Annotated in this window: 15 protein-coding genes; 7 read left to right on the forward strand and 8 right to left on the reverse strand. The window is 72.7% G+C overall.

Annotation, left to right across the window (positions count from 1 at the left end):
• Window positions 1–90 precede the first annotated feature (90 nt).
• Window positions 91–1,170, forward strand: a complete 1,080-nt coding sequence (locus RIN46_RS07590) for a DMT family transporter (protein WP_309081523.1) — start codon at window positions 91–93, stop codon at window positions 1,168–1,170.
• Between the two features lie 19 nt (window positions 1,171–1,189).
• Here the strand turns inward: RIN46_RS07590 and RIN46_RS07595 are convergent, their stop codons facing one another.
• From RIN46_RS07595 to RIN46_RS07605, 3 genes are all read right to left on the reverse strand, one after another.
• Window positions 1,190–3,592 carry a heavy metal translocating P-type ATPase gene (locus tag RIN46_RS07595; RefSeq protein WP_309081524.1) on the reverse strand — a complete coding sequence of 801 codons (2,403 nt, stop codon included), beginning with the start codon at window positions 3,590–3,592 and terminating at the stop codon, window positions 1,190–1,192.
• A 166-nt stretch (window positions 3,593–3,758) separates the two neighbouring features.
• The gene (locus tag RIN46_RS07600) at window positions 3,759–3,989 is read right to left on the reverse strand and encodes a heavy-metal-associated domain-containing protein (protein ID WP_309081525.1); all 231 of its coding nucleotides are present in this window, start codon (window positions 3,987–3,989) and stop codon (window positions 3,759–3,761) included.
• A 43-nt stretch (window positions 3,990–4,032) separates the two neighbouring features.
• Window positions 4,033–4,383, reverse strand: coding sequence for a metal-sensitive transcriptional regulator (locus tag RIN46_RS07605; RefSeq protein WP_309081526.1), 351 nt, complete (start codon window positions 4,381–4,383; stop codon window positions 4,033–4,035).
• A 162-nt stretch (window positions 4,384–4,545) separates the two neighbouring features.
• Between RIN46_RS07605 and map the strand changes: the two genes are divergently transcribed.
• Window positions 4,546–5,331: a type I methionyl aminopeptidase gene (gene map, locus RIN46_RS07610; protein WP_309081527.1), complete on the forward strand. Its 786-nt coding sequence runs from the start codon at window positions 4,546–4,548 to the stop codon at window positions 5,329–5,331.
• Between the two features lie 9 nt (window positions 5,332–5,340).
• On the opposite strand, the gene RIN46_RS07615 is transcribed toward map, so the two are convergent.
• Genes RIN46_RS07615 through RIN46_RS07625 form a run of 3 tightly spaced genes read right to left on the reverse strand, consistent with a single transcriptional unit; the run spans window position 5,341 to window position 8,524 of the window.
• On the reverse strand, window positions 5,341–6,402 hold the full coding sequence (locus RIN46_RS07615; protein ID WP_309081528.1) for a low specificity L-threonine aldolase: 1,062 nt from the start codon (window positions 6,400–6,402) through the stop codon (window positions 5,341–5,343).
• The gene (locus RIN46_RS07620) at window positions 6,399–7,127 is read right to left on the reverse strand and encodes an SDR family NAD(P)-dependent oxidoreductase (protein WP_309081529.1); all 729 of its coding nucleotides are present in this window, start codon (window positions 7,125–7,127) and stop codon (window positions 6,399–6,401) included. Before RIN46_RS07620 ends, RIN46_RS07615 begins: the two co-directional genes overlap by 4 nt.
• Window positions 7,124–8,524 (reverse strand): DUF6421 family protein, encoded by a 1,401-nt coding sequence (locus tag RIN46_RS07625; protein ID WP_309081530.1) that lies wholly within the window; start codon window positions 8,522–8,524, stop codon window positions 7,124–7,126. Before RIN46_RS07625 ends, RIN46_RS07620 begins: the two co-directional genes overlap by 4 nt.
• Window positions 8,525–8,674: 150 nt before the next feature.
• On the opposite strand from RIN46_RS07625, the gene RIN46_RS07630 reads away from it, so the two are divergent.
• Genes RIN46_RS07630 through RIN46_RS07650 form a run of 5 tightly spaced genes read left to right on the forward strand, consistent with a single transcriptional unit; the run spans window position 8,675 to window position 12,664 of the window.
• A complete protein-coding gene (locus tag RIN46_RS07630; RefSeq protein WP_309081531.1) occupies window positions 8,675–9,838 on the forward strand; it encodes a peptidoglycan bridge formation glycyltransferase FemA/FemB family protein in 1,164 nt (387 codons plus the stop codon).
• 59 nt (window positions 9,839–9,897) lie between these two features.
• Entirely contained in the window at window positions 9,898–10,776 is an 879-nt protein-coding gene (locus RIN46_RS07635; RefSeq protein ID WP_309081532.1) for a class I SAM-dependent methyltransferase, read from the forward strand.
• Between the two features lie 20 nt (window positions 10,777–10,796).
• Window positions 10,797–11,603: a class I SAM-dependent methyltransferase gene (locus RIN46_RS07640; RefSeq protein WP_309081533.1), complete on the forward strand. Its 807-nt coding sequence runs from the start codon at window positions 10,797–10,799 to the stop codon at window positions 11,601–11,603.
• 31 nt (window positions 11,604–11,634) lie between these two features.
• On the forward strand, window positions 11,635–12,189 hold the full coding sequence (locus RIN46_RS07645) for a helix-turn-helix domain-containing protein (RefSeq protein WP_309081534.1): 555 nt from the start codon (window positions 11,635–11,637) through the stop codon (window positions 12,187–12,189).
• Window positions 12,173–12,664, forward strand: a complete 492-nt coding sequence (locus RIN46_RS07650) for an FBP domain-containing protein (protein WP_309081535.1) — start codon at window positions 12,173–12,175, stop codon at window positions 12,662–12,664. Before RIN46_RS07645 ends, RIN46_RS07650 begins: the two co-directional genes overlap by 17 nt.
• A gap of 193 nt (window positions 12,665–12,857) precedes the next feature.
• Here the strand turns inward: RIN46_RS07650 and RIN46_RS07655 are convergent, their stop codons facing one another.
• On the reverse strand, window positions 12,858–13,289 hold the full coding sequence (locus RIN46_RS07655; RefSeq protein WP_309081536.1) for a VOC family protein: 432 nt from the start codon (window positions 13,287–13,289) through the stop codon (window positions 12,858–12,860).
• 20 nt (window positions 13,290–13,309) lie between these two features.
• Window positions 13,310–13,801 (reverse strand): hypothetical protein, encoded by a 492-nt coding sequence (locus RIN46_RS07660; protein ID WP_309081537.1) that lies wholly within the window; start codon window positions 13,799–13,801, stop codon window positions 13,310–13,312.
• Between the last annotated feature and the right edge of the window lie 13 nt (window positions 13,802–13,814).

Genomic DNA, 13,814 nt, shown 5'->3' on the forward strand with positions numbered 1-13,814 from the left:
CTAATTCATTTCACCCATGACCGCTCGGTGCCATCTCGGCGCAGCGGGAGGGGAGCGCGCGAGCCGGGGGCTCGGGGACGGGAGAGAGCTGTGGAGCAGCAGAGCGGGTCGGCGCCCGGAACGACGGAACGGGGCGCGGCGGGCGGTGCGGCCCTGGCGCCGCGCCGGCCTTCGGCGGCGGGTGTCTGGGTGGCCCTGCTGAGCGCGGCCGTGTTCGCGACGTCCGGGGCCTTCGCCAAGCCGCTGCTCGACGCCGGCTGGTCCAGCGGCGCGGCCGTCGGCGTCCGCATGCTCGGCGCGGCGGCGATCCTCCTGGTCCCGACCCTGTTCGTCCTGCGCGGCCAGTGGCACACGCTCGCCTCCAACTGGAAGCCGGTGGTGCTCTTCGGCGTCTTCGGCGTGGCCGTGTGCCAGTTCGCCTACTTCCAGGCGGTCCAGTACCTGGACGTCTCGGTCGCCCTGCTCCTCGAGTACATGGCGCCGGTCCTGATCGTCCTCGCCTCGTGGGCGGTCACGCGTCAGCGGCCCCAGTTGATGCGTGCCGGCGGAGTCCTCCTCGCCGTCGCCGGCCTCGTCCTGGTCCTCGACGTGACCGGCTCCCAGTCCGTCCACCCGGCCGGCGTCCTCTGGGGGCTCGCCGCGGCGATCGGCCTCGCCGTCTACTTCGTGGTGAGCGCCCAGCAGAACGACACCCTGCACCCGCTGGTCCTGACCACCGGGGGACTGTTCCTGGGCGCCTGCCTCATGTTCGGGCTCGGCGCCGTGGGTCTGATCCCGATGCGGGCCACCTTCGGGATGGTCGAGTTCAGCGGCTTCGAGACGCCCTGGTGGGTCGCCCTCGCCGGGCTCATCGTCATCGCCGCCGTGCTGGCCTACGTCTCCGGGATCATCGCGGCCCGCGCGCTCGGCGCCACGCTGGCCTCCTTCATCGCCCTGACCGAGGTGATGTTCGCCGTGCTCTGGGCCTGGCTGCTGCTCGCGGAGGTCCCGGCCCCCATCCAGATCCTCGGCGGCGTCTGCATCGTCGGCGGCGTGCTGCTGGTCCGTACCGACGAACTGCGGCGGATCCGGGCCGCCGGCGAGCCGATGGGCCCGGACCCGCTGCTCAGCGGGCCCGAGGCGACGGCGCCGATCCCGATCGTGCCGCCGCGCCCGGACTCCGCCGACTGACCCTGGCGCGCCGCCCGTTCTAGTGGGCGGATCCCGCCGCGGCCCCGGCCTCCGCGGTCGCGGCGTGATCCCGGGCAGCGTGGCCGTTGCCGTCCCGGCGCCCGAAGCGCAGCAGGCGGAGGCTGTTCAGGACCACCAGGACGGAGCTCGCGGCCATGGCGGCCCCGGCGATCATCGGGTTCAGCAGCCCGAACGCGGCCACCGGGATGCCCAGCGTGTTGTAGGCGAAGGCCCAGAACAGGTTGGTCTTGATGGTCCGCAGGGTCGCCCGCGAGAGCTCGATCGCCTGCACCACCTGACCCAGGTGGCTGCCCATCACGGTGATGTCCGCGGCCTCGATGGCCACATCGGTGCCGGAGCCCATCGCGATGCCGAGGTCGGCCGTCGCCAGCGCCGGCGCGTCGTTCACGCCGTCGCCCACCATCGCGACCGCCGCGCCGCCGGCCTGGAGTTCCTTCACCACGTCGACCTTGCCGGAGGGCAGGACGCCTGCGTAGACGTCGTCCGGGTCGATGCCCACCTCGGCGGCGACCTGCCGGGCCACACCCGGGTTGTCGCCGGTGAGGAGGACCGGGCGCAGCCCCAGGTCCTTCAGGCGGGCGATCGCCGCGGCGGAGCCCTCCTTGACGGTGTCGCGGAGCTCGAGCATCCCGGTCACCCGGGGCGCGCCGGCATCCGTCCCGGCGGTGCCGACGAGAATCGCCGTCGAGCCGGCGTCCTGCGCGGCGCGCAGGCGCCGCCGGACGTCCTCCGGGACGTCGACGCCGTTCTCGGCCAGCCAGGCGGCCTGCCCGACGACGACGGCCGTCGCCTCGACGCTCGCCCGGACGCCACCGCCGGCCGAGGAGGCGAAGTCGCGGACGTCCGGCAGGGAGCCGGCCGTCGCGCGGGCGTGCTCGACGATCGCGTGGGCGATGGGGTGCTCGGAGCCGGACTCGGCCGCCCCGGCGAGGCGCAGCACCTGCCGGCGGGCGTCGTCGTCGGACGCGGTGGTGCCCGCCGAGGGGTGGGCGAAGGCGTGGACCGCGGTGACCTCGAGCTGGCCGGCGGTGACCGTGCCCGTCTTGTCCAGGACCACCGTGCCGACGCGCCGGGTGTCCTCGAGGACCTCCGGGCCGCGGATCAGCAGGCCCAGCTGGGCGCCGCGGCCCGTGCCGGCGAGCAGGCCCACCGGGGTGGCCAGGCCCAGGGCGCACGGGCAGGCGATGACCAGGACGGTGACCGCGGCCGTGAACGCGGACTGCAGGTCGCCGGTCAGGACCAGCCACAGCACGAAGGTCAGCAGCGCGATGGCGAGGACGATCGGGACGAAGACGCCCGAGATCCGGTCCGCCAGTCGGGCGATGGGCGCCTTGCCCGTCTGCGCCTGGGAGACGAGGCGACCCATCTGCGCCAGCGTGGTCTCGCTGCCGACGCGCGTGGCCTTCACGAGCAGGCGTCCGGAGGTGTTGATGGTCGCCCCGGTGACGGCGTCGCCGGGCGCGACCTCGACCGGCACGGACTCGCCGGTGAGGAGGGAGGTGTCCACGGCGGAGGCGCCGTCGAGCACCTCGCCGTCGGTGGCGATCTTCTCGCCCGGGCGGACCACCAGGACGTCGCCGGGGACGAGGTCCTGCGCCGGGATGCGCTCCTCCCGGTCGCGCCCGTCCGGGCCGGGGCGCAGCACGGTCGCGTCCTTGGCGCCCAGGCTGAGCAGGGACTTCAGGGCGTCGCCGGCGCGCGCCTTGGCTCGGGCCTCGAGCCAGCGCCCGAGCAGCAGGAACGTCGCGACGACGCCGGCCGTCTCGAAGTACAGCTGGTGGTCCGCCATGGAGGCCATGTGGCCGCCGGCGTGCGCGGTGAGGTCCGGCGTGCTGATCAGCTGCCACGCGGAGAAGAGGTAGGCGGCGAGCACGCCGATCGAGACGAGCGTGTCCATGGTGGAGGCGCCGTGCCGGGCGTTGACGGCGGCGGCGCGGTGGAACGGCCAGCCGGACCACAGGGTCACCGGGGTGGCGAGCGCGAACGCGACCCAGCCCCAGTGCGGGAACTGGGCGCCCGGGACCATGGAGATGACGAACAGCGGGATGGTGAAGACGGCCGCGACGATCAGGCGGGTGCGCAGGACGTCGGCGGGGAGGTCCTCGTGCTGGTGGCCGTGGCCGTGCTCGTGCTTGACCTCCTCGGCCTGGTAGCCGGCCGATTCGACGGCGCGGATGAGCTCGTCGGTGCTCATGCCGGCGGGGGCGGTCACCCGCGCGGATTCGAGAGGCAGGTTGACGGTGGCCTCGACGCCGTCGAGCTTCCCGAGCTTCCGCTCCACGCGGCGTACGCAGGAGGCGCAGGTCATCCCGTCGATCGAGAGCTCGACGACGCGGGTCTCGGCGCCGTGCGCGGAGTGGTCGGCAGCGGGGCTGCCGTGGGCGGTGTGGTGGCTGGTCATGATGGCTCCCGAATGGGCAGAGGGGTATCCACGAGCGGAGGGGTGGAGCGGTGCGGACCGACGGCGAGCCGGCCCGCACCGTGCGAGCGGAGCCGGGGGCTCCGGCCCGATGGAGGGGGAGGCGGTGGCCGGACGGTGCCCGAACGGCGCCGGCCGGCCCCCGCGGTCAGCCGTTGTTGCTGACCAGGGTGTAGCCGGCCTCGGCGACGGCCTCCCCGACCTGGGCCTCAGTGAGCTCGCGGGCAGAGGTGATGCGGGCCGTGGACACGCCGCCGGCGTTGAGGTCGATGTCGACGGACTCGACGCCGGCGATCGACTCGATCTCCTCCGTCACGGAGGCGACGCAGTGGCCGCAGGTCATGCCGGCGATGTCGACGGTGAGGGTGGTGGTGCTCATAGGGTTCTCCTCGGGGGTGGTGGTGTCGGTGGTTCGGAGCGGGTCAGCGCAGGAGACGGCCGATGGCCGCGGAGGCCTCCTTGACCTTCGCGTCGACGATGCTGGGGTCGCCGGTGGCCTGCGAGCGCTCGGCGGCGCCCACCACGCAGTGGCCGATGTGGTCCTCGACGAGGTTCAGCGACACCTTGTGCAGGGCGGCGTTGACCGCGGCGACCTGGGTGAGGACGTCGATGCAGTACGTGTCCTCCTCGACCATGCGTGCGATCCCGCGCACCTGCCCCTCGATGCGGCGCAGCCGCTTGAGCAGCGCCTCCTTGTCGGCCGAGTAGCCGTGAGGTCCGGTGTCCGGGGCCGTGCCGTGGGGTGCGGTGGGGTGCGGGCTCGTCGTCTCCATGACCGCAAACATACCCCTCAGGGGTATCGCCGTCAAGTACCCCCTGGGGGTATTTTTCGTCGGTCTGCGCGAGCCGTCGAGCCGAGCGGCAGCCTGGCAGAGGGAATCCCGGGGGAAGATAGGCTGGCGGGGACCGAAGGCCGCCTGTTGGAGGAGCACTGCGTGATCGAGATCCTGAACCCCGCCGAGCTGGCGCGCGCCCGGGTCACCGGCCGCCTCGTCGCCGACATCCTGCAGTCCGTGCGGGACCGGGCGGCGGTGGGCACCAATCTCCTGGAGATCGACCGCTGGGTGAAGGACATGATCGTCGCCGCCGACGCGCGCTCCTGCTACGTGGACTACGAGCCGTCCTTCGGCCGGGGGCCGTTCGGCCACTACGTCTGCACCGCCGTGAACGACGCCGTGCTGCACGGCCTGCCGCACGACTACGCCCTCGCCGACGGCGACCTGCTGACGCTCGACCTCGCGGTGGTGCTGGACGGGGTCGCGGCGGACTCCGCCATCAGCTTCTTGGTGGGGGAGGCGCGACCGCCGGAGAGCGTGGCCCTGATCGAGGCGACCGAGCGCGCGCTGGAGGCGGGCATCGCGGCCGCGCGGCCCGGAGCCCGGATCGGCGACATCTCCCACGCGATCGGCACGGTCCTCGGCGACGCCGGCTACCCGGTCAACACCGAGTTCGGCGGCCACGGCATCGGCTCCACCATGCACCAGGACCCGCACGTGCCGAACACCGGCCGCCCCGGCCGGGGCTACACGCTCCGGCCCGGACTGATGCTCGCCCTCGAGCCCTGGGCCATGGTGGACACGGCCCGGCTCGTCACCGACCCCGACGGCTGGACGCTGCGCAGCGCCACCGGCTGCCGGACCGCGCACAGCGAGCACACGGTCGCCATCACGGACGACGGCGCCGAGATCCTCACGATCCCGACGCCGCCGACCATGGCCTAGGGCGGTTCGCTAACCGGCGACGGCCGCCCTCACGGCGGCGATCAGGCCGTCGATGTCCTCCTCGGTGGTGTCCCAGGAGCACATGAGGCGGACCTCCCCGGTGGCCTGGTCCCAGTCGTAGAACCGGTACGACTCGCGCACGCGGTCCGCGGCGCCGTCGGGCAGGACGGCGAAGACGCCGTTGGACTGGGTCGGCTGCGTCAGCGTGACGGCGTCGAGGCCCGCCAGGCCCTCGCGGAGCCGCTGCGCCATCCGGTTCGCGTGCCCGGCCGAGCGCAGCCACAGGTCGCCCTCGTACAGGGCGATCAGCTGGGCCGAGAGGAAGCGCATCTTCGAGGCGAGCTGCATGTCCATCTTGCGCAGGTACTGCAGGCCCGGGTCATCCTCCCCGAGCCAGACCACGGCCTCGCCGAACAGCATGCCGTTCTTGGTCCCGCCCATGCTCACGACGTCGACCCCGGCGTCCGTGGTGAACGCGCGCAGCGGCACGCCCAGGTGGGCCGCCGCATTGGACAGGCGCGCACCGTCCAGGTGCAGGCGCATGCCGCGGGCGTGCACGTGGTCCGCGATCGCGCGGATCTCCTCCGGCGTGTAGCAGGTGCCGAGCTCAGTGGTCTGCGTGATGGACACGGCCAGCGGCTGGGCGCGGTGCTCGTCGCCCCAGCCCCAGGCCTCGCGGTCGATCAGGTCCGGCGTGAGCTTGCCGTCCGGGGTCGGCACGGACAGCAGCTTCATGCCGCCCATGCGCTCCGGCGCGCCGTTCTCGTCCACGTTGATGTGGGCGGTGGTGGCGCAGACGACGGCGCCCCAGCGGGGCAGCAGCGCCTGCAGCGAGAGGACGTTGGCGCCGGTGCCGTTGAAGACCGGGAAGGCCTGCGCCCGCTCGCCGAAGTGGCCGCGGACCACGTCCTGCAGGCGGGCCGTCCAGCCGTCCTCGCCGTAGGCGGTCGCGTGGCCCGAGTTCGCCGCGGCGACGGCCGCGAGGACCTCCGGGTGGGCACCGGCGTAGTTGTCGGAGGCGAACCCGCGCGGCTGGGCGAGCACGGCGGGTTCCGTGGCGGTCGAGGTCATGCGAAGACTCCTGTCTCGGAAGGGTGGTCCGTCGACAACGATGTTCCCAGACGCAGGCGCCGTCCGTTGATCTCGGCGGCGTCGCGCTCGAACAGCTGCACCGCTGCCGCGCCGAGGACCTCGACGTCGGTGAAGCCGGGGAAGCGCCGCTCCGGCTGGGCCGCGCGCATGCCCGCGTCCACCAGCGCCTTGACCACCAGGACGACGGCGGCCGCGCGCCCGCCGTCGTACCCCTGGGCCATCGCGAGGGTCCAGGTCTCCGCGGCGGCCTTCACGGCGGCGTAGTTCGCCCCGCCCGCGGTGGGCGCGGCGGCGGACTCGGCGGAGACGATCGCCGCCCGGCCGGCCTCGGAGGCGGCGAGGTCGGCGTCGAACGCGCGCGTGGTGTTGCGCAGCGTGGTCAGCACGCGGCGGTGCAGGAAGTCCCAGTCCTCGTCCGACTGGTCCGCCAGCGTCTTGCCGCCCCGCCAGCCGCCCACCAGGTGGATCAGCCCGTCGACGGGCCCGAGGTCGGCGCGCACGGCGTCGGCCAGGCCGGCGACGGCGTCGCGGTCGGCGAGGTCGCACGCGTACCCGGTGATCTGCGGGTGCAGGGCCGCGACGGGCTCGACCCGCTCGGCGCTGCTGCCCACCGCCGCCACACGCATCCCGGCCTCGGCCAGGGCGGTGGCGACGGCGACGCCGGAGGCGCTGGTCGCGCCCGCGACCACCACGGTGCGGCTCACGCGGACTCCTTCGCTGCGTCGTCGTCCAGCTCCGGGGACGCACCGGTGATGCCGGACGTGGACTCGATGACCGGGCGGATTTTGCGCTCCAGCGCCTCGTAGAACATGGAGAGCGGGAACTCGTCGTCGAGCACCTGGTCGGTGAGGCCGCGCGGAGGGCCGTCCAGCGGGAGGGCGTCGGGGCCCTTCGCCCAGACCGACGCCGGGTTCGGGGCCAGGGTCTCGGAGATCATCTCGTAGGCGGCGAGCCAGTGGGCCGTCTTGGGGCGGTCGATCGAGCGCCAGTACAGGTCCTCGATCCGGGCGCCGAGCTCGACGACGACGCCGGCCGCCTCGTCCCAGTCGATGCTCAGCTTGCCGTCGGTCCAGTGCAGGACGTGGTGCTGGTGCATCCACGCGAACAGCAGCTGCCCGCCCAGGCCGTCGTAGTTGCGCACCCGGCTGCCGGTGACGGCGAAGCGGAAGATGCGGTCGAAGATCACCGCGTACTGCACCAGCTTGGCGTAGCGGCGCGTGGCGTCGTCGCGCTTCTCGTCGTGCTCGATCCGGACCGACTCGCGGAACGCGGTCAGGTCGCAGCGGAGCTCCTCGAGCGAGTACAGGAAGTACGGCATGCGCTGCTTGATCATGAACGGGTCGAACGGCAGGTCGCCGCGCATGTGGGTGCGGTCGTGGATCAGGTCCCACATGACGAACGTCTTCTCCGCCAGGTGCTGGTCCTCGGCGAGCTCGTCCGCGCCCGGCGGCAGCTCCAGGGACGTGATGTCCGCGGCGGCCTTGAGCACGCGGCGGAAGCGGGCGGCCTCGCGGTCGGCGAAGATGCCGCCCCAGGTGAACGCCGGGGTGCTGCGGACGGCGACGCTCTCGGGGAACAGGACGGCCGAATTGGTGTCGTAGCCGGGTGTGAAGTCGAGGAACCGGATCGGCACGAACAGCTTGTTCGAGTAGTCGCCGGCCTCCAGGTCGGCGATGAACTCCGGCCAGATGACCTGCACCAGGACCGCCTCGACGAAGCGGTTGGTGCTGCCGTTCTGCGTGTACATCGGGAAGAGGACCAGGTGCGGCAGGCCGTCCACGCGGGCCTGCTCCGGGTGGAACGCCACCAGCGAGTCGAGGAAGTCGGGGACGCCGAAGCCGTCCTGCTCCCAGCGGCGCAGGTCCTGCTGCACCAGCCGCAGGTACTCGTCGTCGTGCGGCAGGTGGGTGCGCAGCTCCTCGAGCGACTCGACGATCGTCTCGACGCAGGCCCGGGCGGTGGCGTGGTCCGCGGCCTCCGGGATGGAGCCGTCCTTGATCTGGACCTGCTGCAGGGCGGTGGCCGCCGTCTTGAGGTCCTTCCAGGCCGGCAGCGCCGGCAGTTCCTGGGCGGGGATGCGGGTGGTGTCCGTGGTCAACATCGTTGTTCCCTTCGGGTCGTATCGTCGCGGCTTCGCGGTGGACGCTGCGTCCGAGGTGCTAGTGCAACCTTTTACACCAGCGTAGCTACTTCAGTGCACTAAGGCTAGGGGGTCCCGGCCGGAAGTTGTGCCCGGGCTATGCTGAATGCCGTGCCTGCCACCCAGCTCTCCGTCCGTCCGATCACCGCCGACGAGCACCGCGCATTCCTCGCCGAACGGCCCGGGGCCAGCTTCCTGCAGCTGCCGGCGTGGGCGCGTGTGAAGCGCGAGTGGCGGCCCGAGTACCTCGGCTGGTTCGCGTCCGGGCAGCAGGTCGGCAGCGCCCAGGTGCTGCACCGCCCCCTGCCCGTCCTCAAGCGCACGCTCGCCTATCTCCCCGAGGGGCCCGTCCTCGACTGGGCCGCCCACACGACGGCGGAGGTCACGGAGCCGCTGCTGGCGCACCTCAGGCGCCACGGCGCATTCCTGGTCCGCATGGGCGTCCCCGGCGTCCGCAACGTGTGGCGCGCCGCCGACGTCCGCAAGGCCCTCTCCGGCAAGAAGGGCGAGGACGGCCCCGCCCACGCCCTCATGAGCGACCTGCCGCCGCTCCGGAGCGACCAGCAGGCGGAGTTCACCGCCTCCCGGCTGGCCGCCGCCGGCTGGACCAAGCCCGAGGTCAGCGAGGACTTCACCGCCGGCCAGCCCGAGTTCCAGGCCCGGATCCCGCTGCGCGACGCCGCCGGCGAGCCGCTCGACGTCGACGGGGTCCTCGCCAGCATGAACCAGAACGCCCGCCGCGAGACCCGCAAGGCGGCCTCGGGGCCCCTGGAGGTCCAGGTGGGCGGGGCGGACGACGTCGACCGCTTCCACGCGCTGTACCGGGAGACGGCCGAGCGGGACGGCTTCACCGGCCGTCCGGCACAGTACTTCACCACCATGTACAACGAGCTGAACGCCCACGCCCCGGGCACCTGCACCCTGTACTTCGCGGTGCACGAGGGGCGCGACCTCGCCTCCGCGATCCGCGTGCAGTCCGGCGAGGGGTCCTGGTACGTCTACGGGGCGTCCTCGTCGCAGGAGCGGAAACTGTTCGCGCCCAAGGCGCTCATCCACCGCATGATCGTCGACTCCCTGGCCGCGGGGTGCGCGTTCCTCGACCACGGCGGCGTCTCCGCCACCCTGGACAGGGAGCACCATCTGGCCGGGCTGACGCTCTTCAAGACCACGCTGGGGTGCGACGTCGTGCAGACCCTCGGCGAGTGGGACTACCCGCTGAACAAGCCGCTCGCCAAGGCCTTCGACCTCTACATGAAGGCGCGCGACCGACACTAGACGGCACAGGCACAGGCACAGGCGCGAGGCCGCAGACGCCGGCCGGGCAGGAGCATTCGATGGGCATCGACTTCGCAGACCCGGGGAACCGGCGCACCTATGCCGCGCGGAGGGCCAACACGGCCTGGGCTGACTTCGTCGGCGGCCTGGTGGAGCTGCCCGGCGCGCGCGTGGCGGACATCGGCTGCGGCGGGGGCATCTACTCCACGGCGCTGCTCGATGCCGGGGCCGCTGCGGTCGTCGGGGTCGATGGCTCGGCGGGCATGGTCTCCGGCGCCCGCGAGCGCGCGGCAGGCCGCGGCCTGCGGGCCGGGCGCGGCGGGACCCTCGACTTCGCCGTCGCGGATGCCGCGGACACCGGACTGGAGGCCGGCTCCTTCGACGTGGTGCTCCAGCGCGCGCTCATCCACCACGTGGAGGACCTGCGGGCGGTCTTCGTCGAGGCCCGGCGGATCCTCCGGCCGGACGGGATGCTGATCGTCCAGGATCGGACCATGGACGACGTCGCCCGGCCGGGGTCGCCCGAGCACCCGCGCGGCTACTTCTTCGAGCGCTACCCGCGACTGCTGGAGGTCGAGCGGGCGCGGCGCCCGGCCCCGGGCGAGGTGGAGGCCGCCCTCTCCGCGGCCGGATTCGACGACGTCCTGGCGCGCCCGTTCCAGGAGGTCCGCCGGGAGTACGCGTCCGTGGCGGAACTGGCTGCGGACCTCCGGTCCCGGACCGGGCGGTCGATCCTCCACGAGCTCGACGACGCCGAGCTGGACGACCTGGTCGATTTCATCGCTGCGGAGTACGGGGAGGCCGGCCGTCCCGGCGGGGCGGGCCGCCCGAGCCGGGCTCCGATCTCCGAGCAGGACCACTGGACCGTCTGGACGGCGTGCAACCTCGCGCCCGAGGCCGCCTCGGGGGCGGGCGACGCCGGGCCGGGCCACGCGTAGCGGGCGACGAGGAGCACACGATGGCTGGACGGAACTGGTTCGAGACCGGCGGCGAGGCGTACGCGGCCTACCGCCCCGAGTACCCGCAGGCGCTCGCCGACTGGCTGGCCGAGTCGACGGCGGACGCCGGGGGCGCCCGCGAGCTCGCCGTCGACGTCGGCTGCGGCAGCGGGCAGCTGACCGCGCTGCTGGCCGAGCGGTTCGAGCGGGTGATCGGCGTCGACCCGAGCTCCGGCCAGATCGCCAGCGCTCGCCGGCGGGAGGGGGTGGAGTACCGCGTGGGGCCGGCGGAAGCGCTGCCGGTGCCGGACGGGGCCGCCGGCCTCATCACGGCGGCCCAGGCGGCGCATTGGTTCGACCTGGACCGGTTCTACGCGGAAGCCCGGCGCATCGCCGCACCGGGCGCGCTGGTGGCGCTGATCGGGTACGGCCTCATGCGCTTCGACCACGACGGGGACGATCCCGCCGCGCCGGACGCGGTGGAACGACGCCTGGCCGAGCGGTTCGACCGCTTCTACGCCGAGGAGATGGGTCCGTATTGGCCGCCGGAGCGGAGAATCGTGGAGGCCGGTTACACCACCGTCGACTTCCCCTTCCAGGAGATCGACGGGCCACGACTGCGGATCGAGCTGCGCGTCGCCCTGGACGCCTTCCTCGGCTACCTCTCCACGTGGTCCGCGGTCGCCCGCGCCCGCGAGGCGGGTGAGGAGGATCTGCTGGCGGCGTTCCGCGGAGAGCTCGCCGAACTCTGGGGCGAGCGCGCCCGGACGCGGCCGATCTCGTGGCCGCTGCACCTGCGCGTCGGGAGCGTCGGCTCCGGATCCTGAGCCTCTTTGATTATCAGCTACGATAATCAACATGCAGGAGCGAACGAGTCCCACGGAACTGGTCATGCACCCCGTCCGCCTCCAGATCCTGCGGTCCTTCCTGGGTGGTCGCGAGCTCACGACGGGCGAGCTGCGTGCGCGGCTGCCGGACGTGCCGCCGGCGAGCCTCTACCGGCACGTGGCGGCCCTGCACGACGGCGGAGCGCTGGCCGTCGCCCGAGAGCGCCCCGTCCGCGGAGGGGTCGAACGGACCTATCGTCTGGGCCCCGAGGCCGCGCTCCTCTCGGAGGACGGCATGCGCGGCCTGCAGCCCGGCCAGCGGCGCGCGCTCTTCACGGCATTCCTCGCCGACGTGGCGGCGCGTGTGGACGACCGGATCGAGCACCTGGACGCCGACGAGGTCAGCTTCGGGCACGTCGCCTTCCGGGCCACGGACGAGGAGCTGCGCGAGCTCAGTCGGCGGATCCAGGCGCTGATCGCGGAGGTCGACGACCGGTCCGCTGGCACCGCGCGCCCCCGCAGGTCGCTGGCGACCGTCCTCTACACCGATCCGCTCGAGGAGAGCACCGATGAATCCGCTCAGTGATCACGAGATCCGTACCTCCTTCGTTAACTGCTCGCGCAAGGACGCGGCCAGGCTCTCGCTGCCGCCCGGGCTGCGGCAGTTGGACTGGTCTCGCCGGGAGTACCTTGGCTGGAGGGATCGCCAGGATCCCCGGCGCGGCTTCGCCGTCGTCCCCACGCCCGACGGGCCCGTGGGCTTCGTCCTGCAGACGGGAGCGGTGCCCGGAGGCAGCCCCCGGGCGGCGATGTGCGCGTGGTGCGAGGACGTCTACCTGGCGGACCCCGCCGTCCTGTACGTGGCACGACGAGCCGGTCAGGCGGGTCGCGATGGCTCCACCGTGGGCACGCTGATCTGCGAGAACTTCCAGTGCTCGGCCAACGTGCGGAAACGGCCGCCGCTGCCCTACAAGGGCTTCGACCTGGACGCCTTCGTCGCGGAGCGCGTCGAGGGACTCCGGCACCGGGTCGCCGGCTTCGCCGCCTCCGTGCTCCGATGACCGGGGCCTGGCCCGATGCGGAGGGCGCGGCCCGGCGGACGACGGCGGGCGGGGCCTGACAGTGGGAGGCGCCGCTGAGAGCATGACGAAGGCCCCCAGCCGATGGCTGGGGGCCTTCACTCATCACTCGCACCTTCATGAGGTGTCTACGACTCTAGGCGGTGATGCTGGGACCGAGCTGGGGCTCGGGTGCTCATTGGCTGTCCGTCTGGCCGGCCTGCATCGCGGCCATATCCATCCACGCCAGTTCCCACACGTGCCCGTCCGGATCGGCGAACGCCGCCCCGTACATCCCGGGGATCTCCTCGGTGGCCGGCCGGTACACCGACCCGCCGCCGTTCACGGCACGGGCGACGGTCTCGTCCACGTCCTCGCGGCTCTCGGCGGAGAGCGCGGTCAGGACCTGCTGGTGGCCCTCTCCGCTGCCCGGCTTGTCCCCGTTGCGCAGGAACGTGGCGAAGTAGTTCTCCTTGAGGACCATCAGGAAGATGTTCTCGTCGATGATCCACCCGCTGGCGTTCTCGTCAGAGAAGTCGGTGTTCTTGGTGAGGCCGAGCGTCTCGTAGAAGTGGTCCGAGCGGGCGAGGTCGGCGGTCGGCAGATTGACAAAGATCATGCGGCTCATGGGGGCTACTATGGCACCGGTCATGCGCTCCCGCTAGACCTTCCGGCGGACTCGTCCTCCGGTGGCAGGGCCTCGTGGTGCCGCCGTCCGTGCGTCCGGCGCGCCTCCTTCATCTCCGCCTCGTACAGGTGCCGCTTGCCGTCCGCCAGCTCCTGGCGCGCATCCCGCTCCACCGCCTTGAACGCCGCATAGTAGTTGTCGTCGTAGTCCTCGACGATCTGGAAGGTCCACCGCCCGCGGATGACGTTGCGCCCCAGCACCTCCGTCTCCACGCGCTCGGCCATCTCGTGGTGGCCGGCCTCCCGGAACAGCCGGACGGCGTCGTCCAGTGCCAGGTCGGCCGTCCCGGTGAGCCGGTGGAACCCGTACAGGAGGCCCCGGGCATGCTCCACGACCTCCAGCGCCTCGGAGAGCTTCCCGAGCGCCTCCACGGTCGCGTCGTCGACCCCGGCTCCGCGTCGGTGCTGCTCGTCCGGCCCGTGGTCCGTCCTGGGTGTGCTCTGCTCTGCCATGGGGAGATCATCG

Source organism: Zhihengliuella sp. (assembly GCF_031178195.1).
In the GTDB taxonomy this organism is placed as follows: Bacteria; Actinomycetota; Actinomycetes; order Actinomycetales; family Micrococcaceae; genus Zhihengliuella.

What these genes read in the sequence shown, in the direction of transcription:
- RIN46_RS07650 (WP_309081535.1), top strand. Translation starts at nt 12,173, where the DNA reads ATGAATCCGCTCAGTGATCACGAGATCCGTACCTCCTTCGTTAACTGC.
- RIN46_RS07605 (WP_309081526.1), bottom strand. Translation starts at nt 4,383, where the DNA reads ATGGAGACGACGAGCCCGCACCCCACCGCACCCCACGGCACGGCCCCG.
- RIN46_RS07600 (WP_309081525.1), bottom strand. Translation starts at nt 3,989, where the DNA reads ATGAGCACCACCACCCTCACCGTCGACATCGCCGGCATGACCTGCGGC.
- RIN46_RS07595 (WP_309081524.1), bottom strand. Translation starts at nt 3,592, where the DNA reads ATGACCAGCCACCACACCGCCCACGGCAGCCCCGCTGCCGACCACTCC.
- RIN46_RS07660 (WP_309081537.1), bottom strand. Translation starts at nt 13,801, where the DNA reads ATGGCAGAGCAGAGCACACCCAGGACGGACCACGGGCCGGACGAGCAG.
- RIN46_RS07615 (WP_309081528.1), bottom strand. Translation starts at nt 6,402, where the DNA reads ATGACCTCGACCGCCACGGAACCCGCCGTGCTCGCCCAGCCGCGCGGG.
- RIN46_RS07635 (WP_309081532.1), top strand. Translation starts at nt 9,898, where the DNA reads ATGGGCATCGACTTCGCAGACCCGGGGAACCGGCGCACCTATGCCGCG.
- RIN46_RS07655 (WP_309081536.1), bottom strand. Translation starts at nt 13,289, where the DNA reads ATGAGCCGCATGATCTTTGTCAATCTGCCGACCGCCGACCTCGCCCGC.
- RIN46_RS07640 (WP_309081533.1), top strand. Translation starts at nt 10,797, where the DNA reads ATGGCTGGACGGAACTGGTTCGAGACCGGCGGCGAGGCGTACGCGGCC.
- RIN46_RS07625 (WP_309081530.1), bottom strand. Translation starts at nt 8,524, where the DNA reads ATGTTGACCACGGACACCACCCGCATCCCCGCCCAGGAACTGCCGGCG.
- RIN46_RS07645 (WP_309081534.1), top strand. Translation starts at nt 11,635, where the DNA reads ATGCAGGAGCGAACGAGTCCCACGGAACTGGTCATGCACCCCGTCCGC.